Origin of the sequence: Phenylobacterium sp. (genome assembly GCF_004799515.1) — a bacterium.
In the GTDB taxonomy this organism is placed as follows: Bacteria; Pseudomonadota; Alphaproteobacteria; order Caulobacterales; family Caulobacteraceae; genus Phenylobacterium.
On record NZ_SSMX01000009.1, the window covers coordinates 42,816 to 63,973 of the forward strand.

At 69.4% G+C, this 21,158-nt stretch carries 23 protein-coding genes; 8 read left to right on the forward strand and 15 right to left on the reverse strand.

The genetic code is table 11. The features are described 5' to 3' along the window. Window positions 1-23 precede the first annotated feature (23 nt). From E8A49_RS04800 to E8A49_RS04815, 4 genes are all read left to right on the forward strand, one after another. On the forward strand, window positions 24-719 hold the full coding sequence (locus E8A49_RS04800; RefSeq protein ID WP_293376920.1) for a molecular chaperone DjiA: 696 nt from the start codon (window positions 24-26) through the stop codon (window positions 717-719). 111 nt (window positions 720-830) lie between these two features. Beyond that, window positions 831-1,115 (forward strand): hypothetical protein, encoded by a 285-nt coding sequence (locus E8A49_RS04805; RefSeq protein ID WP_293376922.1) that lies wholly within the window; start codon window positions 831-833, stop codon window positions 1,113-1,115. A gap of 212 nt (window positions 1,116-1,327) precedes the next feature. Beyond that, on the forward strand, window positions 1,328-1,621 hold the full coding sequence (locus E8A49_RS04810; protein ID WP_293376924.1) for a putative quinol monooxygenase: 294 nt from the start codon (window positions 1,328-1,330) through the stop codon (window positions 1,619-1,621). 258 nt (window positions 1,622-1,879) lie between these two features. Next, window positions 1,880-2,617: a PEPxxWA-CTERM sorting domain-containing protein gene (locus tag E8A49_RS04815; protein ID WP_293376926.1), complete on the forward strand. Its 738-nt coding sequence runs from the start codon at window positions 1,880-1,882 to the stop codon at window positions 2,615-2,617. Between the two features lie 78 nt (window positions 2,618-2,695). Here the strand turns inward: E8A49_RS04815 and E8A49_RS04820 are convergent, their stop codons facing one another. Continuing rightward, window positions 2,696-3,973, reverse strand: a complete 1,278-nt coding sequence (locus tag E8A49_RS04820) for a cytochrome P450 (protein ID WP_293376928.1) — start codon at window positions 3,971-3,973, stop codon at window positions 2,696-2,698. Window positions 3,974-4,250: 277 nt separating this feature from the next. Here E8A49_RS04820 and E8A49_RS04825 point away from each other — a divergent pair, with 277 nt between their 5' ends. Beyond that, window positions 4,251-5,432 carry a hypothetical protein gene (locus E8A49_RS04825; protein ID WP_293376930.1) on the forward strand — a complete coding sequence of 394 codons (1,182 nt, stop codon included), beginning with the start codon at window positions 4,251-4,253 and terminating at the stop codon, window positions 5,430-5,432. Here E8A49_RS04825 and E8A49_RS04830 read toward each other — a convergent pair. The 6 genes from E8A49_RS04830 to E8A49_RS04855 form a co-directional block, all read right to left on the reverse strand. Continuing rightward, the gene (locus E8A49_RS04830) at window positions 5,429-7,114 is read right to left on the reverse strand and encodes a response regulator (RefSeq protein ID WP_293376932.1); all 1,686 of its coding nucleotides are present in this window, start codon (window positions 7,112-7,114) and stop codon (window positions 5,429-5,431) included. The genes E8A49_RS04825 and E8A49_RS04830 overlap by 4 nt on opposite strands. Then, window positions 7,111-8,610: an ATPase domain-containing protein gene (locus E8A49_RS04835; RefSeq protein WP_293376934.1), complete on the reverse strand. Its 1,500-nt coding sequence runs from the start codon at window positions 8,608-8,610 to the stop codon at window positions 7,111-7,113. Before E8A49_RS04835 ends, E8A49_RS04830 begins: the two co-directional genes overlap by 4 nt. A 115-nt stretch (window positions 8,611-8,725) precedes the next feature. Next, window positions 8,726-9,637: an SMP-30/gluconolactonase/LRE family protein gene (locus tag E8A49_RS04840; RefSeq protein WP_293376936.1), complete on the reverse strand. Its 912-nt coding sequence runs from the start codon at window positions 9,635-9,637 to the stop codon at window positions 8,726-8,728. Window positions 9,638-9,684: 47 nt separating this feature from the next. Then, on the reverse strand, window positions 9,685-10,203 hold the full coding sequence (locus tag E8A49_RS04845; protein WP_293376938.1) for a dihydrofolate reductase: 519 nt from the start codon (window positions 10,201-10,203) through the stop codon (window positions 9,685-9,687). A 61-nt stretch (window positions 10,204-10,264) separates the two neighbouring features. Beyond that, complete coding sequence (locus tag E8A49_RS04850; protein WP_293376940.1) at window positions 10,265-11,110, reverse strand: thymidylate synthase; 846 nt, start codon at window positions 11,108-11,110, stop codon at window positions 10,265-10,267. A gap of 112 nt (window positions 11,111-11,222) precedes the next feature. Beyond that, window positions 11,223-11,765, reverse strand: coding sequence for a DUF924 family protein (locus tag E8A49_RS04855; protein ID WP_293376942.1), 543 nt, complete (start codon window positions 11,763-11,765; stop codon window positions 11,223-11,225). A gap of 130 nt (window positions 11,766-11,895) precedes the next feature. Between E8A49_RS04855 and E8A49_RS04860 the strand changes: the two genes are divergently transcribed. Further along, window positions 11,896-12,705 carry an RcnB family protein gene (locus E8A49_RS04860; protein ID WP_293376944.1) on the forward strand — a complete coding sequence of 270 codons (810 nt, stop codon included), beginning with the start codon at window positions 11,896-11,898 and terminating at the stop codon, window positions 12,703-12,705. 3 nt (window positions 12,706-12,708) lie between these two features. Here E8A49_RS04860 and E8A49_RS04865 read toward each other — a convergent pair whose 3' ends face one another. From E8A49_RS04865 to prmC, 4 genes are all read right to left on the reverse strand, one after another. Continuing rightward, window positions 12,709-13,179 (reverse strand): hypothetical protein, encoded by a 471-nt coding sequence (locus E8A49_RS04865; protein ID WP_293376946.1) that lies wholly within the window; start codon window positions 13,177-13,179, stop codon window positions 12,709-12,711. Between the two features lie 14 nt (window positions 13,180-13,193). Then, a complete protein-coding gene (locus E8A49_RS04870; RefSeq protein ID WP_293376948.1) occupies window positions 13,194-13,721 on the reverse strand; it encodes a Fur family transcriptional regulator in 528 nt (175 codons plus the stop codon). Window positions 13,722-13,753: 32 nt separating this feature from the next. Continuing rightward, window positions 13,754-14,797 carry a DUF4167 domain-containing protein gene (locus E8A49_RS04875; RefSeq protein WP_293376950.1) on the reverse strand — a complete coding sequence of 348 codons (1,044 nt, stop codon included), beginning with the start codon at window positions 14,795-14,797 and terminating at the stop codon, window positions 13,754-13,756. Window positions 14,798-15,052: 255 nt separating this feature from the next. Then, window positions 15,053-15,916, reverse strand: a complete 864-nt coding sequence (gene prmC / locus E8A49_RS04880; protein ID WP_293376952.1) for a peptide chain release factor N(5)-glutamine methyltransferase — start codon at window positions 15,914-15,916, stop codon at window positions 15,053-15,055. A gap of 138 nt (window positions 15,917-16,054) precedes the next feature. Here prmC and E8A49_RS04885 point away from each other — a divergent pair, with 138 nt between their 5' ends. Beyond that, window positions 16,055-17,053: a YihY/virulence factor BrkB family protein gene (locus E8A49_RS04885; RefSeq protein ID WP_293376954.1), complete on the forward strand. Its 999-nt coding sequence runs from the start codon at window positions 16,055-16,057 to the stop codon at window positions 17,051-17,053. 16 nt (window positions 17,054-17,069) lie between these two features. Here E8A49_RS04885 and E8A49_RS04890 read toward each other — a convergent pair whose 3' ends face one another. Both E8A49_RS04890 and prfA read right to left on the reverse strand, forming a co-directional pair. Next, on the reverse strand, window positions 17,070-17,900 hold the full coding sequence (locus tag E8A49_RS04890) for an oxidoreductase (RefSeq protein ID WP_293376957.1): 831 nt from the start codon (window positions 17,898-17,900) through the stop codon (window positions 17,070-17,072). Window positions 17,901-17,972: 72 nt separating this feature from the next. Next, window positions 17,973-19,049 carry a peptide chain release factor 1 gene (prfA, locus tag E8A49_RS04895; protein ID WP_293376960.1) on the reverse strand — a complete coding sequence of 359 codons (1,077 nt, stop codon included), beginning with the start codon at window positions 19,047-19,049 and terminating at the stop codon, window positions 17,973-17,975. A 126-nt stretch (window positions 19,050-19,175) separates the two neighbouring features. Between prfA and E8A49_RS04900 the strand changes: the two genes are divergently transcribed. Then, window positions 19,176-19,376 carry a hypothetical protein gene (locus tag E8A49_RS04900; protein ID WP_293376963.1) on the forward strand — a complete coding sequence of 67 codons (201 nt, stop codon included), beginning with the start codon at window positions 19,176-19,178 and terminating at the stop codon, window positions 19,374-19,376. A gap of 81 nt (window positions 19,377-19,457) precedes the next feature. On the opposite strand, the gene E8A49_RS04905 is transcribed toward E8A49_RS04900, so the two are convergent. Both E8A49_RS04905 and ispG read right to left on the reverse strand, forming a co-directional pair. Beyond that, the gene (locus E8A49_RS04905) at window positions 19,458-19,754 is read right to left on the reverse strand and encodes a hypothetical protein (RefSeq protein WP_293376965.1); all 297 of its coding nucleotides are present in this window, start codon (window positions 19,752-19,754) and stop codon (window positions 19,458-19,460) included. A 193-nt stretch (window positions 19,755-19,947) separates the two neighbouring features. Next, window positions 19,948-21,114: a flavodoxin-dependent (E)-4-hydroxy-3-methylbut-2-enyl-diphosphate synthase gene (gene ispG, locus E8A49_RS04910; RefSeq protein WP_293376968.1), complete on the reverse strand. Its 1,167-nt coding sequence runs from the start codon at window positions 21,112-21,114 to the stop codon at window positions 19,948-19,950. Between the last annotated feature and the right edge of the window lie 44 nt (window positions 21,115-21,158).

The window sequence follows — 21,158 nt, forward strand, 5'->3', positions numbered from 1 at the left end:
CGCTCGTATGGCTGCTTATCCCAATGAGCTTCTGGCGCAAGATAGCCGGCCTCGCCGCCCGTAACCTCGACGAGGCCGAGTGCGACGTGTGCCCGCCCGGCCTGCCCGGCGAGGATCCGGCGTTCACCACGGCGGTGACGGCGCTTGGCGCGAAGCTGGCCAAGGCCGACGGCGAGGCCCAGGCCCGCGAATACGCCGCCTTCTCCCAGGTCTTCCATCCGGAGGCCGGCAGCGAGGGCAATGTGCGCCGCCTCTACCAGCTCGCCCGCCAGACCACGCGGGGCTTCGAGGGCTACGCCCGGCGGCTGACCAAGCGCTACCACGCCTGCCCGCAACTGCTGGAAGACGTGCTGGACGGCCTCTTCTACATCGCCACCTCCGACGGCGTGGTGACGGCCGAGGAGCTGGCCTATCTGGCGCGGGTCTCCGAGCTGTTCGGCCAGGGCCCGCTCACCTTCCGCCGCATCCGAGCCACTCACCTGGGCCCCGAGGCCGACGATCCCTACGCCGTGCTGGGCGTGGCTTACGACGCCCCCGACGAGGCGCTGAGGCTGGCGCGGCGGGCCATGCTGTCGGAGGCGCATCCCGACCGGGCGCGCGCTCGCGGCCTGCCCAGGGAATTCATCGAGGTCGCAGAGGCGAAGTCCGCGGCGATCAACGCCGCCTACGACGCCGCCATGCGCGAACGCCGGGCATCGAGCTTGCAAGGCGTGGCATAAGTACGCGTGAGCGTCCCTTTGCGGTTGTCGAGTGTTGACGACCGGAAACCTTGGGACAACATTCGAGGTTCAGGTTCGGCCTCAACAAGAGGCTGGGCCAGAGAGGACGCCATGGTGAAAGAGTTCGCCGTTCGGCACGGATCCGCCCTTCGCAGCCTGGCTGTGCTGGTGGGCCTGCTTGCGACCATCGCCGCGGTGGTGGTGGGCGCGGTTCTGGCCGTGGTCTTCGCCGCCACGGTCGCGGTGATCGCGGTGATGGCCAGCGCGCTGCTTGGCTTCGCGGGGCTGGCGCTCCGCGCCCGGCGCACCGCTCGGGCCCGCAACGACGGCGTCATCGAAGCCCGCCACCTGGGCGGCCACCACTGGGTGGCCTACGGCTGGAACGAGCGGCGGTAGTCACGCCCAGGGCGCCATCCCGGTTTCGCATAGCGAAGACCGGGACCCATGAACTCCGAATTTGAAGATTGAAGGCGGTTTGCGCGCCTGCGCCTTTGTCCTTCGGCGTGAGCGCGTATGGGTCCCGGACAAGCGCAGCGCGCTTTCCGGGATGACACGTGGAGAGGCCTTCTCTACCGTCCGTTCAAACAACTGTTTTGCTGGAGGACGGCATGAGCATCGGCGTGATCGCGACCTTGAGGATCCAGGACGGCAAGGCCGCCGAGTTCGAGGCCTTCTTCGGCGAACTGGCCCAGCAGGTGCGCGGCCAGGAGCCCGGCAACCTCGCCTACCAGCTCACCAAGAGCCGCACCGAGGCCAACACCTACAAGGTCCTGGAAGTCTACAAGGACCAGGATGCGCTGACCCATCACGGCGGCACGGACTACTTCAAGGCCGCCGGCCCGAAGTTCGCCGCCGTGCTCGCCGGGCGGCCGGACATCGAATACCTGGACGGCGTGGGCTGAGCTTCCCAAGCTGTACCTTAGACGTCCCGCCTGACCCGGCGATCTCCCCATAATAAACCAATAAGAATTCGCCGGCTGGACTTGCGGTTAGGTTTAACTTTTCTCGCCTGGGGCGAGTTTTCGCATCTCAGGCGTGCTGCGCGCACGGAAACACCTGAATTTGCTTGCTATAGTGTGGAAGGCATCTAAAGGATTTGTTGACCCTGTCCTCTCGGACGTGGGCGCTGCCCTCCTGGACCGAGGGCGATGGGGACTAGAATGAAGCTTATCGCCTTTACCGCCGCCGCCGTTGTGGGCGTCGCGCTCGCCGGATCGGCCGCCGCCGCTGGGCCGAACCTGATCACCAATGGCAGCTTCGAGGACGCCGGCACGACCGGGCCCGCCGCGATCATGACGCCGTGGACCTATACGTCGAGCTTCGGCACCGACACCACCCACCCGGCGACGATCATCCAGTACAATTCGACCGCCGGCTATCCGTCTGGCGCGTTTGGCGAGTCCATCCCGACGGCGCCGCAGATCTCCGGCGACCCCGATCACCCGGGCAACTTCGCCGCCTATTTCGTGGCGGATGACGCGACGGAGACGCTGTCGCAGACGATCCACCTGAATCCGGGCACCTACACGATCGGCTTCTCGGCCTACATCCCGCTGAACGGCTTCGACAACAGCGGCGACGCCTCCTTCACCGGTGAAGTGGCGGGCCAGAACCTGGTGACCTTCGACGTCCACAGCTCCGGGCTTCCGGTGCAGGAGTGGCAGACCTGGGACGAGACGCTGACGGTGGCGACCGCCGGCGACTACCTGACCCAGTTCACGTACCACTCCGGCGCCGCGCCGGCCGCGGACGTCGTCATCGACGACGTCTTCGTGGTGGCGGGCAACATCACCAGCAGCGCGCCGGAACCGGCCGCCTGGGCCCTGATGATCGTCGGCTTCGGCGGTGCGGGCGCGGCCCTGCGCAGCCGCCGCCGTCAGGTCGCCGCCGCGGCCTGATCGCAGCGACGAGCCTACGAAACTTGAAAGCCCCGGCCTCGCGGCCGGGGCTTTTTCGTTGCGCCCGTTTGGGGCCGCTCAGTTGCGGGTGGGGATGATCACCTTCAGCTTCTCGTAGCCCTTCACGAACGGCGAGTTCACGTGCACCGGCGGCGCGGTGACCTCGATCTTCGGGAAGCGCTTGAGGATCTCCTCCCAGATGATCTTCAACTGCAGCTCGGCCAGGCGGTTGCCCACGCAGCGGTGGATGCCGAAGCCGAACGAGAGGTGCTGGCGCACCCGCTCGCGGTCGATGATGTAGTCGTTGGGCCGCTCGATGACCTCTTCGTCGCGGTTGCCCGAGACGTACCACATGGCCACCTTGTCGCCGGCCTTGATGGTCTTGCCGCGCAACTCCACGTCGCGGGTGGCGCTGCGGCGCATATAGGCCAGGGGCGTCTGCCAGCGGATGGTTTCCGACACCATCGACGGGATCAGCGCCGGGTTCTCGCGCAGCTTCCTGTCCTGGTCGGGGTTCTGATGCAGGGCCAGGACGGAGCCCGAGATGGTGTTGCGGGTGGTGTCGTTGCCGCCGACGATCAGGAGGATCAGGTTCCCCAGGTACTCCATGCGGTCCATGTCCCGCGTGGCCTCGCCGTGCGCCAACATGGAGATCAGGTCGGGGCCGGGCTCGGCGTTCACCCGCTCGTTCCACAGCCGCGTGAAGTAGTCGGCGCACTCGAAGAGCTCCATGCGGCGCTCCTGCTCGGCGATCTCCGGGTCGCTGGAGGAGAACAGGCCGCTGTCCGGCGCCGCGGTGGCCACGTCCGACCAGCGGGAGAGCTTGCGCCGGTCCTGCATCGGGAAGTCGAACAGGGTCGCCAGCGTCATGGCGGTGAGCTCGATGGACACCTTGTCCACCCAGTCGAACTCCTCCCCGATCGGGCATTCGTCGAGGATGTCGGCGGCGCGGGCGCGGATGATCCCTTCCATCTTGGCCAGGTTCGGCCCGGCGACGATCGGGCTCACCGTCTTACGCTGGGCGTCGTGCTTCGGCGGGTCCATGGCGATGAACATCGGAAGGGTGAAGTCTTCCTCCGGATCGGGCAGGACGATGGTCGGTTCGGACGAGAAGGCCTCGTGGTTGGTGTCCACGGCCATGATGTCGTTGAACTTGGTGACCGACCAATAGCCGCCGACCTCTTCCTCGGGGCTCACCGACCAGTGCACGGGATCCTCGGCGCGCAGGCGCTCGAAGTAGGGGCCCCAGGTGTCGGTGCGGAAGATCTCAGGGTCCGACGGATTGATGTCCGCCAGAGGCATGGCGTAGGCGGTCTCACGCGCCGCGCGTTTCACGTCGATCGAACCGTCGTCCATGGCGGGGTCCTCCTGCGGGGCCGTCTCAAGCGGCCCGTTATCGGCGATCAGTATGCGCGCCAAATCCCGCCGAAAGGAAGCCGCCACAAGCCCCGGCGCTCTCGGAAAACACGTTCTGCGAGCATCAGCCTTAACCGATTTGTAGAGCTTCCTCCGGATAGTGCCCTCCAAGTCAGGGCAGTCGGGGGACGGTCCGCGCGGCGCGCCGCCGCGCCCGCCGTGCTACGCGCCGTTCTGAAGCCGCGACGCCCGGGGGCGCCGCTTTCGGAGGTGGATCGTGGTCGCGCGCGCACAAGACCGCTCGTTCCGGAGCCTGAGCGGGCTCGAGCGGACCGCCTCGACCAGCCGTGTGCTCAACCTCGCCGCCGTCGCCAACCAGAACGCCGGCGACCCGGAATACGAGGCCGCCCCCTTCTTCAAGGCCAGTTCGCTCAACGGGGCGGTGATCATCAAGCACCGCCTGCGCGCCGACGAGCAGTACATCTTCGAACAGGCCAAGCGGATCTCCACGAAGGTGATCATCCCCTTCGAGCGCACGGACCTGGGCCTCGGCGGCCGGTCGCTGTTTGTGGGCCAGCGCGGCTGGCAGGAGCTGCTGTACCAGCTGCGCGGCGACCAGGACGAAGAGGCGCGCGACATCGCGCTCCTGGAAGCGCTGGACGAGCTGCCGTCGCTGGACCCCTTCCTGCTGCGCGAGCATCTGAAGCGGCGGGATTTCCGGATCGCCAACTGCTACTTCGCCATCTCGCCGGCGGACCTCGACCGCATGCAGCGCTTCGTCTCCGGCGAGATCTCGAAGCTGGTGGAGCTGGCCTACGGCCGCTCCAGCAGCGGCGCCAACGCCAACATCTCCAAGCTGGTGAGCCTCCTGCTCTCGGGCCAGGACGACACCCGCCTGGAGCCGTTGCGCCTTACGCTCGGCCTGGAGGGCGAGAACTTCCGCGAGGGCATCTTCAGCTGGAAGGGCTTCCTCTACTACAAGTGGGTGCTGAACAGCCTGTGGCCCGAGCTGCGCGACGTCATCGCCGAGCTCACCGAGATCAAGGTGGTGGGCCCGCGCGACAACGAGCTCTTGAACCAGGTCAAGGACGTGGGCGCGCGGGTGAACCAGGCGATCCTCGGCCAGGTGCGCAAGGTGCGGGTCACCCTGCAGGTCTACGATGACGCCTTCGCCGAGCTGACCCAGGCCGGCAACCCCATGGCCTTCCGCAACTTCCTGCTGAAGTCGCCGGAGATGTTCATCACCCTGGGCGAACGCACCGGCATGGTCAGCCACATCGCCAGCTTCTGGCGCTACCGCTTCCCCAAGGGCCGGCCGCTGAAGGTCGAACTCGACGAGCTGTTCGACATCCTGCAGGACTTCCACACCGGCCTGGGCGACGACGAGGACAAGGCCAAGGCGGAGAACGCCCTCGTCGACACCACGAGTTCCGAGACCCTGGGCCGCGCGCTGATCTAGGCCGGCCGCAGGACCGAGCTCAGCTTGGCGGCGAGGTCCTTTTCCACGAACGGCTTGCGCAGGATGCCGTCGTCGCCGGCGGCGGCCAGGGCCTCGGTGTCGGCGTAGCCGGTGAGGAACAGGATCGGCAGGCCCGGCCTGCGCGCATGCACCTCGCGGGCCACCTCGGCGCCGTTCATGCCGGGCATGGCGAAGTCGAGCAGCAGGAGATCGATCCGATCCTGGTGGTCGAGCAGGTCGAGGGCCGCGCCGCCGCTGCCGGCCTCCACCACGCCATAGCCCAGGTCCTGCAGGATGCCGGCGGTGACCTCGCGCACGGCGCTGTCGTCGTCGACCAGGAGGACGTTAAGGTCGCGCGGCGCCGGGGCGGCCTCGCTAAGCCCATCGACGGCCTCGGCGTCCGGCACGCCCGAGGCGCGCGGCAGGAAGACCTGGACGCAGGTCCCCTCGCCAGGGGTGGAGTCGATGCGCACCCCGCCGCCCGACTGCTTGGCCAGACCGAACACCTGGCTAAGGCCCAGGCCCGAACCCTTGCCGACCTCCTTGGTGGTGAAGAAGGGCTCGAACACCTTGGCCAGCACTTCCGGGGTCATGCCGGAGCCCGTGTCCTCCACCGCGATCCGCACATAGTCGCCGGCGGCCGGCGCCTCGGGCGTGGCGGGCGGCGGCAGGGTGACGTTGCCGGTCTCCACGGTCAGCGTGCCGCCCACCTCCATGGCGTCGCGGGCGTTGATCGCCAGGTTGAGGATGACCAGCTCGATCTGGGTGGGATCGATCATCGCCGGCCAGAGGTCCGGCTGCAGGCCGGTCTCGATGCGGACGCTGCCGCCCATGGTCGCCTGCAGCAGGTCGCGCATGCCGCGGACGGTGTCGTTGAGGTCTACAATGCGTGGCTCCAGCCGCTGGCGGCGGGAGAAGGCCAGCATCTGGGCGGTGAGCTGGGCGCCGCGCTCGGCGGCCTGGGCCATCATCGCCAGCCGCCGGCCGGTGGGGGGATCGGAGGCGGCCTTCTGCATCTGGCGCACATTGCCCAGGATGACCATCAGGAGATTGTTGAAGTCGTGGGCGACGCCGGAGGTGAGCTGGCCCACGGCCTCCAGCCGCTGGGTCTGGCGCAGCACCGTCTCCACCCGCTCGCGCTCGGCGATCTGGCCGGCGAGCTGGCGGTTGGCGCTTTCCAGCTCGGCGGTGCGTTCCTCGACGCGGCGCTCCAGCAGGGTCTCGGCGGCGCGGATGGCCTCGATGCGCTCGCGGGCCTCGTACTGGCGGCGGCGGCCGCGCAGCGCCGTCTCGATGACGCTGACCAGGGTGGTCGGATGGAAAGGCCGCTCCAGGAAGGTGACGTTGCCGAGGGCGGCCGCCAGGCGCCGTGCGAAGGGGTTGCGCTCCATGCCGCCGCCGCGGTGGGCGATCAGCACGATGGGCAGGTCCGACCAGGCCGGCTGGCCGTCGATCCAGCGCACCAGGTCGGGATAGTCCGCGCTCTGCAGGGCCTCCTCGGCGATCAGGGCCACGCCGACGCCCTGGGCGAACTCGGTCAGCAGGCAGGGCAGGTCGCCGCAGACCAGCAGCGAGGCGCGCGCCTCCTCGAGGATCGCCCCGGCGATGGCGGCGTCACGGCCCATCGGGGCGACGATCAGGACCCGTTCGGAGACCGATGCGGCCGGCGCCGCGACGTTCATGCGGAGGGGTCTCCCATCAGCCCGGAGCCCTTGCCTACGAAGTTCGGGACGCCACGCAGCACCCCGTGGAAATCGACCAGCGGATCGCCGACGGTGAGGCCCTCGTCGCCGATCTCGAACTCGCGGATGGTCTTCTCGTGCTGGCCGCTGCGCTTCTTGATCACCGACATGGCCCGGCGCACCTCGCCCGTGGCCTCGAAGTAGCGCAGCAGGATGACGGTGTCGGCCAGGTAGGTGACGTCCACCGGCGCCTTCATGTCACCGACCAGGCCATGTTGGGCGACGGTCAGGAAGGTCGTGGCGCCCTGCCGGTTCAGGTACTGCAGCAGCTCGTGGATGTGCAGGACGAGGAAGTTCTCCTCCGGCATTGCCGCCTGGTAGCCGTTGAGGCTGTCGATCACCACGGTCTTGATGCCCTTGGCGTCGACGCACTCGCGGACGTTGGCGGTGAACTCGCCGGGCGACAGCTCCGCGGCGTCCACCTGCTGGACGATGAGGTCGCCGGAGTCGCGCATGGCCTCCAGGTCGATGCCGAAGGCCTTGGTGCGCGCGAACAGCAGGCCCAGCTCCTCGTCGAAGGCGAAGAGGGCGGCCTTTTCGCCGCGCTGGATGGCCGAGAGGATGAAGTAGAGCGCCACCAGCGACTTGCCGGTGCCGGCCGGCCCGAGGATCAGGCAGCTCGACCCGCGCTCGATCCCGCCGCCCAGGACCGCGTCCAGGCCCGCCACGCCGCTCGTCATGGGCGTGCGCTTGAAATCGGTCTTGTGCTCGGCGGAGACCAGCCGCGGATAGACCTCCAGGCCGCCGGTGCGGATCATGAAGTCGTGGAAGCCGCCGCGGAACTTGCGCCCGCGGTACTTGATCACCCGCACGCGGCGCCGCTCCGCGCCGTACTCGGGCGCCAGCTCCTCCAGGCGGATGACCCCGTGGGCGACGCTGTGGACGGTCTTGTCGAGGCTCTCGGTGGTGAGGTCGTCCAGCATCAGGACTGTGGCCCCGTGCTTGGCGAAATAGTGCTTCAACGCCAGCACCTGGCGGCGGTAGCGCAGGGAGCTTTGCGCCAGGAGGCGGATCTCCGACAGGCTGTCGATCACCACCCGGCGCGGCTGGACGCGCTCCACGGCCTCGAAGATCATGCGGGTGGTTTCGCCCAGCTCCAGGTCGGAAGAATAGAGCAGGCTCTGCTGCTGCTGTTCGTCGAGCAGGCTTTCCGGCGGGACCAGCTCGAAGACCTCGACCCCGTCCAGGTTCCAGCCGTGGGAGTGGGCGGTGTCGCGCAGCTCCTCCTCGGTCTCGGAAAGGGTGATGTAGAGCGCCGTTTCGCCGAGCGCCGCGCCGGCGCGCAGGAAGCTCATCGCCGCGGTGGTCTTGCCGGTGCCCGGGCTGCCTTCCAGCAGGTAGACGCGATCGCGCGCCAGCCCGCCGATCAGGATATCGTCCAGCCCAGGAATGCCCATGGAGGCGTCGGCTTCGCCGGCGAGCCTCATGTTGTTCATCACGCCTCTCTCGTTGACCGCGGCGTCTCTGGCTTCAGAAACCCCCACCCTGAAGCCGTTAAGCGCTCAAATCGCTCGATTGTTCCCGCTCAGCTTTGCGTGGGGAGGGGCGATCCTAGGCGTTGAAGTTCAGCTTCAGGCCCGGGCGGGGCCAGCGGGCCTTGTAGAGCTTGCCGGTGGACGAGGCGGTCACCCAGGCGTCGCGCAGGTCGGCGCCGCCGAAGCAGATGTTGGTGCAGATCAGGTCGGGGAAGGCGTGGTGCTCGACCCCGCCGCCGGGGTCGAAGGCGGTGATCCCGCCGTTGATGATGGTGGCCACGCAGACCTTGCCGCCCGCCTCGACCGCCAGGCTGTCCAGCAGCTGGTAGTCCGGCAGGTTGCAGATCACCCGGCCGGGCGCGAAGCCGGGACCGGGCGCGAGCACGCCCGGCTCGGCGACGTCGAAGGCCCAGAGGCGCCCGAGCTGGGTGTCGGCGGCGTAGACCACCGTCTCGTCGGGCGACAGGCCAATGCCGTTGGGCGCGATCAGGTGGTCGCGCTGGCGGCTGATGTGCGAGCCGTCGGTCTTCGCATAGTAGATCCCGCCGTACTTGCGGCCCTCGGGCGTGGCGCAGCCGTGGTCGGTGAACCAGACGCCGCCCTGGCGGTCGAAGACCAGGTCGTTGGGCCCGATCAGCCGTCGGCCGTCGCAGGCCTCGTAGACGGTCTCCAGCTTGCCGGAGGCGAGCTCGTAGCGTTGCAGCGAACCGCCGATGTGGCTGGCGGCCGTCGGGCCGGGGATGGTCAGGCCGTTGACGTCCAGCCAGGTGAACACCCCGCCGTTGTTGGTGATCCAGATGGCGCCGTCCGGGCCGATGGCCGCCCCGTTCGGCCCGCCGCCGGTCTCGACAACCGTCTCCTTCCGGCCGTCCGGCGTGACCCGGGTCAGGCGGCCGGCCTTGATCTCGGTCAGGACGATAGAGCCGTCGGCCATGGCGATCGGGCCTTCGGGGAATTCCAGGCCCTCGCAGACCAGCTCGATGTCCATGGCGCGTCTCCCGGCATTTCTCGTTGGACGCGAGCCTAGCGGGGCGATCAGCGGCGTTCCAGCACCCGGATCACCACCGGATAGTCGTCGCCCTCGCCGGCCGGATAGGCCTTGGCGCTGACCTCATGCCAGACCGCCGGGTCGAGGGGGGCCAGCGTCACGTCGCCTTCCACCTCGGCGTCGACGTCGGTGAGGTAGACGCGGGTCGCCTTGGCCAGCGCCAGCTCGAACAGCGAGGCGCCGCCGATGACGCAGACCTCGCGCGCGCCGTCCTCGGCCGCCTGCTCGCGGGCGATGGAGACCGCCTCGCCGAACTCCTCGCAGACCACCGCGCCCTTGGGCTCGAAGGAGCCGTCGCGGCTGAGCACGATGTTGGTGCGTCCGACCAGCGGCTTTTTCGGCAGGCTGTCCCAGGTCTTGCGGCCCATGATCACCGGCTTGCCCATGGTCACGGCGCGGAAGTTGGCGAGGTCGGTCTTCAGCCGCCAGGGCAGGCCGCCGTCCTTGCCGATGACGCCGTTGCGCGCGCGCGCGATAGGACCGGCGGTGAGGGTGATGATGGGCATGCGGACTCTTTAGCATTCCCCGGGCGTCCCGGCGAAAGCCGGGACTCACGCGGCGTCAGGATCAGACCGCGATGGGCGCCGAAATGCTCGGGTGCGCCTGGTATCCCCTGAGCTTGAAATCCTCGTACTCGAAGGCGAAGAGGTCGCGCTTCGGGGCGATTTCCATGATCGGCAAGGGCAGGGGCTCGCGCGCCAGTTGCGCGCGGGCCTGCTCGAGGTGGTTGAGGTAGAGGTGCGCGTCGCCCAGGGTGTGGACGAACTCGCCGGGCTCGAGGCCCACCACCTGCGCCACCATCATGGTCAGCAAGGCGTAGCTGGCGATGTTGAACGGCACGCCCAGGAAAACGTCGGCGGAGCGCTGGTAGAGCTGGCAGCTCAGTTTCCCGTCAGCGACGAAGAACTGGAACAGGCAGTGGCAGGGCGGCAGCGCCATGTCGTCCACGTCGGCCGGGTTCCAGGCCGAGACGATGTGACGGCGGCTGTTGGGGTTGGTCTTCAGGCCCTCCACGACGGTGGCGATCTGGTCGATCACCCGGCCGTCCGGCGCGGTCCAGGAGCGCCATTGCTTGCCATAGACCGGCCCGAGCTCGCCCTCGGCGTCGGCCCATTCGTCCCAGATGCTGACGCCGCGGTCCCGCAGCCACTGCACGTTGGTGTCGCCGCGCAGGAACCAGAGCAGCTCCAGGATGATCGACTTCCTGTGCAGCTTCTTGGTGGTCAGCAGCGGGAAACCTTGGGCCAGGTCGAAGCGCATCTGCCGGCCGAAGACGCCCAGCGTGCCCGTGCCCGTGCGGTCGCCGCGCGACACGCCATTGGCCAGGATGTCCGCCAGCAGGGCGAGGTACTGCCGCTCCGGATGATCGGCGGCGGCCTCTTGGGCCTGCGGGGGGGCGGTGAGGGCGTTCATTGGAATAGACGGGACCGTGCCTGATTCGCGTGTCGAACGCGCTAACGGCGAATCGCTATCCACAGATCAAGCGATCAAATCGCCGGAGCATGACGAAGGAGTGGTGCGGGTCTCACCCCGAAAACCCGCCCTCGTCGAGGAACTCCTGCTCGGCCGGGGTGGTCGTGCGGCCGAGGGCGGCGTTGCGGTGGGGGAAGCGGCCGAAGCGGGCGATGATGTCTCGGTGGATCCCGGCCCACTTCAGGTCGTCCGCCACGCCGGCCTCGGCCACCAGAGCCAGGCCGTAGTCCTGGTCAGCCAGGTCCTCGGAGTGCTCGAAGGGCAGGTAGAAGAAGTTGCGGAGGTCCGGCTCGACCTGCTTGTCGAGGCCCTGCTCAATGGCGGCGCGGGCGATGGCGCGGGCCTTGGGGTCGGTGGCGAAGGCGTGGGCCGAGCGGCGGTAGAGGTTGCGCGGGAACTGGTCGAGCAGGATCAGCAGCGCCAGTGCGCCTTCCGCCGTGGAAGCCCAACCGTCGTATTCGCCCCGCGCGGCCGCGTGGTGGGTGGGCTCGAACTTCAGGCGGATGGCCTCGTCGAAGGCGATGACCTTCTTGAACCACTTCTCCGGCCCGGCGGTGCGCCAGAAGCTCAAGATGTCGTTGATGTGCGCCACCACGTCTGTCCGCGCTCCGATCCTGACCCTTGCGGGACCGCGCCGTTCAAGCGTGGTTCACGGGTGTGAGCAAGAGTGGAGCGCGTCGGGTGACAAAGCTCTAAGCTTTGCCGGTCGGACCTGGAGAGAGACGATGAAAAGACCCCCAAACGCCGGACGGACCGCCGCCTTGACCCTGATGCTGTTCGCCGCGGCGAGCGGCTCGGCCCTGGCGCAGGAGCAGGACCGGCGCGACAGCCAGTCGGCGCCCGCGCATCCGCAGGCCCCGCGCGGCGGCCCGCCGGGCGGCGCGCCCCACGAGGGACCTCCGGGCGGGGGCGGCTTCCAGGCCGGCCGGCCGGGCGGACCGCCGGCCGGCGCACCGAACCGCGGGCCGGGCGCCGGCGGCGGTTTCCAGGGCGATCGCGGCTCGGGACAGCATTTCCAGGCGCCAGGTCCCGGCCAGGGCCAGGGGCCCGGCGACCAGCGCTATTCCCGTGAGGCGGCCCCCGGTCCGGGCGCTGGCGGCGGGCCTGGCTCTGGCGCGGGCCGTCCGCCCTTCGACCATGAGCGCGGGCCGCACGAGGTGGTCCCGCCCGGCGCCGGCGCCGACCGCGGCTTCGGCCATCAGGCCGACGGCCGGGGCGGCGCGCCGGTCGGCCACGGCGGCCAGGCCCAGCGCTGGGCGCCCGGGCGCTATCCGCCGGTCTACTGGGCCCAGCAGCGGTTCCGCGCCGCGCCCTATCGCGCGCCCTACGGCTATTTCGTGCGCTCCTGGGCGTTCGGCGACTTCCTGCCGCAAGGCTGGTACGGCCAGTCCTACTGGCTGAACGACTTCGGGGACTACGGCCTGCCCTATCCGCCGCCCGGCTTCGAATGGGTGCGGGTGGGCGGCGACGCCATCATGGTCGACCAGTACAGCGGCCGCGTGGTGCAGGTGGTGCGCGGCATCTTCTACTGGTGAGCGTCAGATGTAGCCGGCGGCCCTGAGCGCGGCGATCGAGCTGTCCGCGGACTTGTGGTGGATGAAAAGGCCGCCGGCCTCTTCCCACAGTCCGCGGTGCTGGTCGCGGTCGTCCACCAGGACATCGCCGGGGTGGCAGTGCTCGCGTTTCAGGGCGGCCTGGGTGGCGATCAGCGGCACGCCGGGAAAATAGCGGACGGCCCAGGCGCGCTTCTGCGGCTCCGCCCAATCGCCGGCGGGCATGCCGGTCAGGATGATCGGGGCCTTGGCCTTGACCGCGTCGTAGAGCTGCATGGCGTCCGGCAGGAGGTCGAGGCGCCCGAAGAAGTCGTCGGCGCGGGCCAGCAACCGCCAGAACTCGCGGGTCCCGTGGATGCGCTCGAAGTCCTCGGTGGGCATGCCGAAGATCGCCTCGGCGGCCTTGTCGAAGTCGGCGAGCACGCCGTCGCAGTCGAGGAAGATCTGGCGGCGCAATCGCTCGGCCGCCGTCAGGCGTCCTGGCAGGCCGGGCAGAGGCCGCGCGCCTCCAGGGTGACGGAGGTGACCGCATAGCCCTTGGCCTGCGCCGCCGCACGGCCCGGCGCGAAGTCCGGCTCGAACTCCTCGGCCGCCCCGCAGCAGTCGCAGATCAGGAAGGCCGCGGCGTGGCCGGTCCCGTCCAGGCGGCAGGGGACATAGGCGTTCAGGCTCTCGATGCGGTGGGCGAAGCCCAGGCGCTCGAGGAATTCCAGGGCGCGGTAGACAGTGGGCGGCTTGGCGGGCTCGCCGCTTTCGCCGAAGGCGGCGATCAGGTCGTAGGCCTTCAAGGGGGCGTTGGCCTGCAACAGCATTTCGAGCACGCGGCGACGCGGTGTGGTCAGGCGCTCCTGGATATCGAGGCAGCGATGCTCCGCGTCGGCCAGGGCATGACGCAGGTCACGGCCCTTCAGCCCCGGATGGGCGCCGTCCTCATGATGGCAGTCCGGCGAGTGCATGCCCTTGAGGTAATGCCCATGCGGGTTCGCCGCAACGCCCATGACGCCGCGGCGCTCCCGATGGGGATGGTCCGTCAGGCCTCTTCAGCCTCCGGCGCGGCCGGACCGTCGGGGCGCGGGGCGCGGCGGCGGCGGGGCTTCGGGGCGTCCTCACCATCGGCGGCGGCCGCGGCGGAGGGCCGGGCGGCCGGGGCCTGCAGGAAGGCCGGGGCATGGCTTTCGCCGCCGTCGGCGTCGCGTAGGACGCGGGTCCGCCGTTCCGGCGCGGCCTCGGCGGCCGGGGCCACCAGGGGCGCCTGAGGCTGCGGCTCGACCACGGCCAGGGGGTCGCGTTCGGGCCGGTCGTCGCGGTTGCGCTCGGAGCGGTCGCGGTTGCGGTCGTCACGGGGCCGCTCGTCACGGGGGCGTTCGTCGCGGTCGAAGCGCGGACGGTCGTCACGCGGGCGGTCGTCCCTGGGGCGGTCCTCGCGAGGCCGCTCGTCCCTGGGCCGGTCATCCCTCGGGCGCTCATCGCGCCACGGCCTGTCGCGGCGGCCTTGTTGGCCATCGCGGGCGCCGCCGTCGTTGCGGTCGCGGTTCTCGTAACGGGGCCGGTCGTCGCGGGGACGATCGTCACGCTGGCCATCACGAGGGCGGTCGTCGCGCTGGCCGTCGCGTTGCTGATCCCTCTGTCCATCCCGGGGCCGCTCGCCGTTCGGCCAAGCCTCGCCCTCAGGCGGCTGCGGCTCGGCCGCGGAGGCCGCGTCGGCGGCCTCGGACTGGGCCTGGGCGGTCTCGTCCTCGAAATCGATGTCGAAACCGGAGGAGAAGTGGTCGCGGCCGAGGATCTCGCTGGCCGGGCGGGTGGGCTGCATGGCCCGCAACAGGCGGAAATAGTGCTCGGCGTGCTGCAGATAGTTTTCGCCCAGCACCCGGTCGCCGGCGGCGGAGGCGTCGCGCGCCAGCTGTTGGTACTTCTCGAAGACGTGCTGGGCGTTGCCGCGGACCTTGGTCCCTTCGGGCCCGTTGGAGTCGAACGCGCGATTGGTGTTCTGCGCTTGCGGCTTGCCGCCGCCGCCGCCCCCACCGCCGCCGCGGTTGCGGCCGCGCTGACGCTTCATACCCTTGAAATCTCTCATTATTTGATAACCGTCTTGGTTCCCTTGCGGCGACCCTCGTCAGGTCGGCCTGCGTTAGCCTTCAGCGGGATCGGGCGGCTTGCCCGGTTCTATTGTCGAAGACGTTTAGTGTTCCCCGTCTTCCGCCCGGAAATCTGACGTGACGCCTTTGGGAAGCCGTCGCGCCCTGCCGGGACTGGTGTGCGCCCTTGAGGGGACGCCTCTACCGGAAGCCGACAAATTGGGTGGAGACGCTCTCTAACTAGCGAGTCGGGCTCAGGTTTCCAAGGGCTTTTTCGCGCCTGCGACAACCCTGTCCCGCTGGCCGAGGTCCTGCAGGGTCTGGATATCGGCCGCGCCGGCCTCCCGGAACAGGGCCTCGACGGCCGTCTTCTGGTCGTAGCCGATCTCCACGGCGAAGCGGCCGCCGGGCTTCAGCACCCGCAGGATCTCCGGCGCCAGCACCCGATAGTGCATCAGCCCGTCGTCGCCGCCCACCAGGGCCACGCGCGGTTCGTGGTCGCGCACCTCGGGCTCCAGGGTCTCGATCACGTGGCTGGCGATATAGGGCGGGTTGGAGACCACCAGGTCGAACGCAGCGTCCTCCAGCCCCGCGGTCCAGTCGCCGCGCAACAGCGCCATGCGCCCGGCGAGGCCGAGGCTGGCGGCATTGTCTCGGGCCACCGCCAGGGTCTCCTCGGAGACGTCGACGCCCAGGCCGCGCGCCGCCGGCCGCTCGGCCAGGATGGAGAGCAGGATGGCGCCGGAGCCGACGCCCAGGTCCAGCACCGACCAGGCCGCCCGCTCTGGGAAGTCGCGCAGCACCCACTCCACCAGGGTCTCGGTGTCGGGCCGGGGGGTCAGCACGTCGGGGGTGACGTTCAGCATGATCTTCCAGAAGCCCTTGCGGCCCAGGATGTGGCTGATCGGCTCCCGGTGTTCCCGGCGGGTCAGATAGTCCTCGAGCGTGGCCTCCTGCTCGGGCGTCAGCGCGCGGTAGGGATCGCCCACGATGTCGGCGCGGGTGGCCTCGGCGGCGGCCTCGACCAGCAGGCGGGCGTCGATCACCGGCCCGGCCAACCCCGCGGCCTCCAGGCGCGCCTTGGCGGCCTGCCAGGCCTGCAGGAGGTTGAGGCTCATGCGGTGGGCTCCATCATGGCCCTGGCTTGCCGCAAGAGGCCGCCCGCCACAAGCGGAACGGACGTCGCGGCGGCGGGTTGGGAACCACTAAGGCGCAGGTTGAATTTCAGTCGCCGCGCAGCAACCCCCAAGGCCTCCATGACGATCCGTCAGAGCCCGACCCCGAGCCCGACCGGCTTCCGTTTCGACCGCTGGAGCGCGCTGGGGATCGGCATGCTGCTGGGCCTGGCGACGGTGTTCGTCGACGGCAGGCTGCAGGCGGCGCGTCCGCCCTCCAGCGTGCAGCCGGCCGACACCCTGGGCGAAGTCAGCCGCCGCAGCTGGCGGCTGATCGTCCAGCGCACCTTCACCGAGTTCAACCAGGACCGCATCCCCGCCGTGGCCGCGGGCTCGGCCTTTTACGCCCTGCTGGCGCTGTTCCCGGCGCTGGCCGTCTTCGTCTCGCTCTATGGCCTGGTGGGCGACCTGGCCGGCGCGCAGAACCAGATCGCGTCCCTGCACGGCATCCTGCCGGAGGGCGGCGTCAGCGTGCTCAGCGACCAGATCGCCCGGCTGGCGGCCACCTCGCACGCCAGCCTGGGGCTGACCTTCTTCGTCAGCCTGCTGCTCTCGGTCTGGACCTCCAACGCCGGGATGAAGGGGCTGATCGGCGGGCTGAACGTGGCCTACGAGTGCCGCGAGCGGCGCAACTTCGTCGTGCTCAACCTCATCTCGCTCGGCTTCACGGCGGCGGCGATCCTGTTCTCGACCGCCGCCATGGCCGCGGTGGTGGCCGCGCCGGAAGTGCTGGCGAGTTTCCACCTGGAGGCCCTGCGCGGCGCGAGCCTGGCGCGGTGGCCGGCGATGTTCGTGGTGGCGGTAGGCGGGCTCTCGCTGCTCTACCGCTTCGCCCCGTCGCGGCCACGGGCGCGCTGGCGCTGGATCACCCCGGGCGGGGTGCTGGCGGCGGCGTGCTGGATGGCGATGTCGGTGGGCTTCTCGTTCTACGTCGGCCATTTCGGCCACTATGACCGCACCTATGGCTCGCTGGGGGCCATCGTCGGCTTCATGACCTGGATCTGGCTGTCGCTGACCATCGCGCTCCTGGGCGCGGAGTTCAATTCCGAGCTCGAGGAGCAGGTGGGCGCCGAGCCCTGAGGCGGGCCTCCCAAACCTATTCCACGACGTCGGTGGAGAAGGTCAGGTCCTTCCAGGCGTCGAAATCGGCGTTCAAGGCGTCCAGCTTCTCATGCACCAGGCGCCAGGCGTCGGAGCCGAGCAGCAGATGGAATGGCGGCGCGTCCATCGCCACCAGCTGCAGCATCGCCTGCGCGGCCTTGGCTGGATCGCCGGTCTGATGGCCGCTCATCTTGATGCGGCGCTCGCGGATCGGGTCCATGACCTCGTCGTAGTCGCCGATGGCGCGGGGCGCGCGAACCATGGAGCGGCCGGCCCAGTCGGTCCGGAAGCCGCCCGGCTCCACGGCGGTGACGTGGATGCCCAGGTGCTTCACTTCCTTGCCGAGCGCCTCGGAGATACCCTCCAGGGCGAACTTGGAGCCGTGGTAGAAGCTGATCCCCGGGATGGTGATGATGCCGCCCATCGAGGTAATGTTGAGGATGCGGCCAGCGCGACGGCGGCGCATGTGCGGCAGCACCGCTTGCGTCACCGCCACCACGCCGAAGACGTTGACCTCGAACTGGCGGCGCAGGTCCGCCAGCGTCGATTCTTCCAGCACGCCCTCGTGGCCGTAACCTGCATTGTTGACCAGGACGTCGATGGCGCCGATCTCCGCCTCGATCCTGTCGACCGCCGGCGCGATGGCCGCCTCGTCGGTCACGTCCAGCAGGACGCCGTGGCTGCGCCCAGGGGCGATCGCGGCGAAGGCGGCGCGCTCGTCTTCCTGGCGCAGAGTGCCCACGACCGCGTCGCCCGCGGCCAGCGCGGCTTCGGCCAGGGCGCGGCCGAGGCCCGTGCTGACGCCGGTGATGAACCATGTGCGCATGCGGCGATCTTCCTCGACAGACGATTGGAACGGCTCAGATAGGGCCGCCTAGGGCCGGGCGGGAGGCGCCGGTCAGCCGAATTCGTCTTCCAGGGCCGACAGGCGCGCGGCCTGGTCCTCGGCGATCAGGGGGTCGATGACGTCGTCCAGGGCCTCGCCCTCCATCACCTTGGGCAGGTTGTAGAGGGTCAGGTTGATGCGGTGGTCGGTGACCCGGCCTTGCGGGAAGTTGTAGGTGCGGATGCGCTCGGAACGGTCGCCGGAGCCCACCTGGCTCTTGCGGGCGTCGGAACGGGCGTTGTCCAGCGCCTCGCGCTGCTGGTCGTAGAGCTTGACCTTGAGGGCCTTCATGGCCCGCGCGCGGTTCTGGTGCTGCGACTTCTCCGACGAGGTCACCACGATGCCGCTGGGCAGATGGGTGATGCGCACCGCCGAGTCGGTCTTGTTGACGTGCTGGCCGCCGGCGCCGGAGGAGCGGTAGGTGTCGATGCGGATGTCCTCCGCCTTGATGTCGATCTCGACCTCTTCGGGCTCGGGCAGGACGGCGACGGTGGCGGCGGAGGTGTGGATGCGCCCCTGCGCCTCCGTGGCCGGCACGCGCTGGACGCGGTGGACGCCGCTCTCGAACTTCAGCCGGCCGAACACGCCGTCGCCGGTGACCGCGGCGATGATCTCCTTGTAGCCGCCGGCGTCCCCTTCGGAGACGCTATCGATCTCTACCCGCCAGCCGCGCTCGGCGGCGTAGCGTTGGTACATGCGGAAGAGGTCGCCGGCGAACAGGGCGGCCTCGTCGCCCCCGGTGCCGGCGCGCACTTCAAGGATGGCCGACGCGTTCTCGTCCTTGTCCTTCGGCGCGAGCAGGAGAGCCACTTCGCGCTCCAGGTGGGGCAGGCGGTCCTTCAGGGCCTCCAGCTCGTCGCGGGCCATGGCGGCCATCTCGGGGTCGTCGCCGCCGGCCATGGCCTCCAGCTCCGGCGCCTCGTCGCGGACCCGCTGCAGGGCGGTGACCGCATCGACCACCGGCTTCAGCTCGGCGTGCTCCTTACCCAGGCGCACGATCTCCTGGCCGTCCTTGGCCGCGCCCATGCGCGCCTCGATCTCGCGGAAGCGGTCGAGCACCTGGTCGAGCCTGGCCTGGGGAAGTCGCAAGGGAATCCGTGACGGCTGGAAAGAAGGGAGCTTCCTCTAGCGCCCCGCCGCCGGCTTGCCAAATGGGCCGCCGGAACAGGCGGGTCCGGCGGACGTTGGGCTCGCGGGACACCTGGAGACCTGAAGATGAGCGAACGCACCACAAAGGGGCTGGGGAAGGCCCTGGAGAGCGTACGCGGGCGCAGCGTCCTGTTTGGCCTCGCCGCCATCGCGATCCTGATCGTCGCGGTGCTGGTCACCGTGGGCTTCAAACACGACCAGCCGATGACCACCAGCCTGGTCACCAGCGCCTCGGCCACCCTCGCAGCCAGCGGCTCGGGCCAGTAGCCGCCTCCGATCGACGCCACGAAAAAGGCCTCCGCCCGTCGCCGGGGGAGGCCTTTCCGACGCCCGAAGGCGCGTCTCGATCTAGATGCGCACGCCGCTCAGCGGGGCGTTGCCGAAGGCGCCGAGCTTGACGTTGCCGGTCATGGAATCGCCGCTCACGGTGGCGGAGAATTCCAGGGTCATCGGCATCGGCTGGGTGATGTTGGCGCTCCAGGTCAGGGTGTCGCCGTCGACCTTGCCGCTGACTTCGCTATCGCCCATGCGGCCCGAGGTCTTGCCGGTGAAGGTGTCGCCGTTCGTCTTGATGTCGGCGGTGACCTCCTGCGCGCCCATCGGCGTGTTGATGGTGATCTTCCAGTTGCCGTCTGCTGCGGACATGTGTCGCTCCCTGAATGGTGGCGGCACCTAAGCGCGGATGCGGAGACGGCGCAAGAGTGACGCGGGCGTCATTTTTCCGACATCCCTCCCCTCTCGGGGGAGGTGGCGCGCAGCGCCGGAGGGGGTCCGCTCAAACGCTGGAGATGACCTCCTCAGTCAGCTGCGCCGACAGCGCCCCAGAAGGGGAGCAATTTCACTCCGCCGCTTGCGGGATCTTGGCGGAGGCCAGTTCGGCGGCGCGGGCTTCGACCAGTCCGACGATGTGGTCGACCATGGCCTCGTTGTCCATCTTGTGGTCGGGCTTGCCGGCCACATAGACCATGCCAGAGCCCTTGCCGCCGCCGGTGAAGCCGAGGTCGGTCATCAGGGCCTCGCCCGGGCCGTTCACCACGCAGCCGATGATCGACAGGCTCATGGGCTGGCCGATATGGGCCAGGCGCTGTTCCAGGCTCTCGACGGTCTTGATGACGTTGAAGCCCTGCCGCGCGCAGGAGGGGCAGGCGATGATGTTGACGCCGCGGTGGCGCAGGCCCAGCGACTTCAGCATGTCGAAGCCGACCTTGATCTCCTCCACCGGGTCGGCGGCCAGGCTGACGCGGATGGTGTCGCCGATGCCGGCCCAGAGCAGGTTGCCCATGCCGATGGAGGACTTCACCGTCCCGGTGCGCAGGGCGCCGGCCTCGGTGATGCCCAGATGCAGCGGGCAGTCGATGGCCTCGGCCAGCAGGTTGTAGGCCGCCACCGTCATGAAGATGTCGGAGGCCTTCACGCTGATCTTGAACTCGTGGAAGTCGTGGTCCTGCAGGATGCGGGCGTGGCGCAGCGCGCTTTCCAGCATCGCGTCGGGGCAGGGCTCGCCGTACTTTTCCAGGAGGTCCCGCTCCAGTGAGCCGGCGTTGACGCCGATGCGCATGGAGCACCCGTGGTCGCGGGCGGCCTGGATCACGTCGCGCACCCGGTCGGCCGAGCCGATGTTGCCGGGGTTGATCCGCAGACAGGCGGCGCCGGCCTGGGCGGCCTCGATGCCGCGCTTGTAGTGGAAGTGGATGTCGGCCACGAGCGGCACCTTGGACTCACGGGCGATGGTCTTGAACGCCTTGGTGGAGTCCTCGTCAGGGCAGGAGACGCGGACGATGTCGGCGCCGGCCTCCTCCAGCTGGCGGATCTGGCCGATGGTCGCCGCCGCGTCGGCGGTGAGCGTGTTGGTCATCGACTGGACGCTGATCGGGGCGTCGCCGCCGACCTCGACCGAGCCCACGCGGATCTTGCGGCTCTTGCGTCGGTGGATCGCCCGCCAGGGCCGGACCGAGGTGTGGTCCGTGTGGGCGTGGTCTTCGGCGTGGGAATGATCGGCGCTCATGCCGCCGAAAATAGGCGGTTCGGCGACCGAACCCAAGTCTCGAT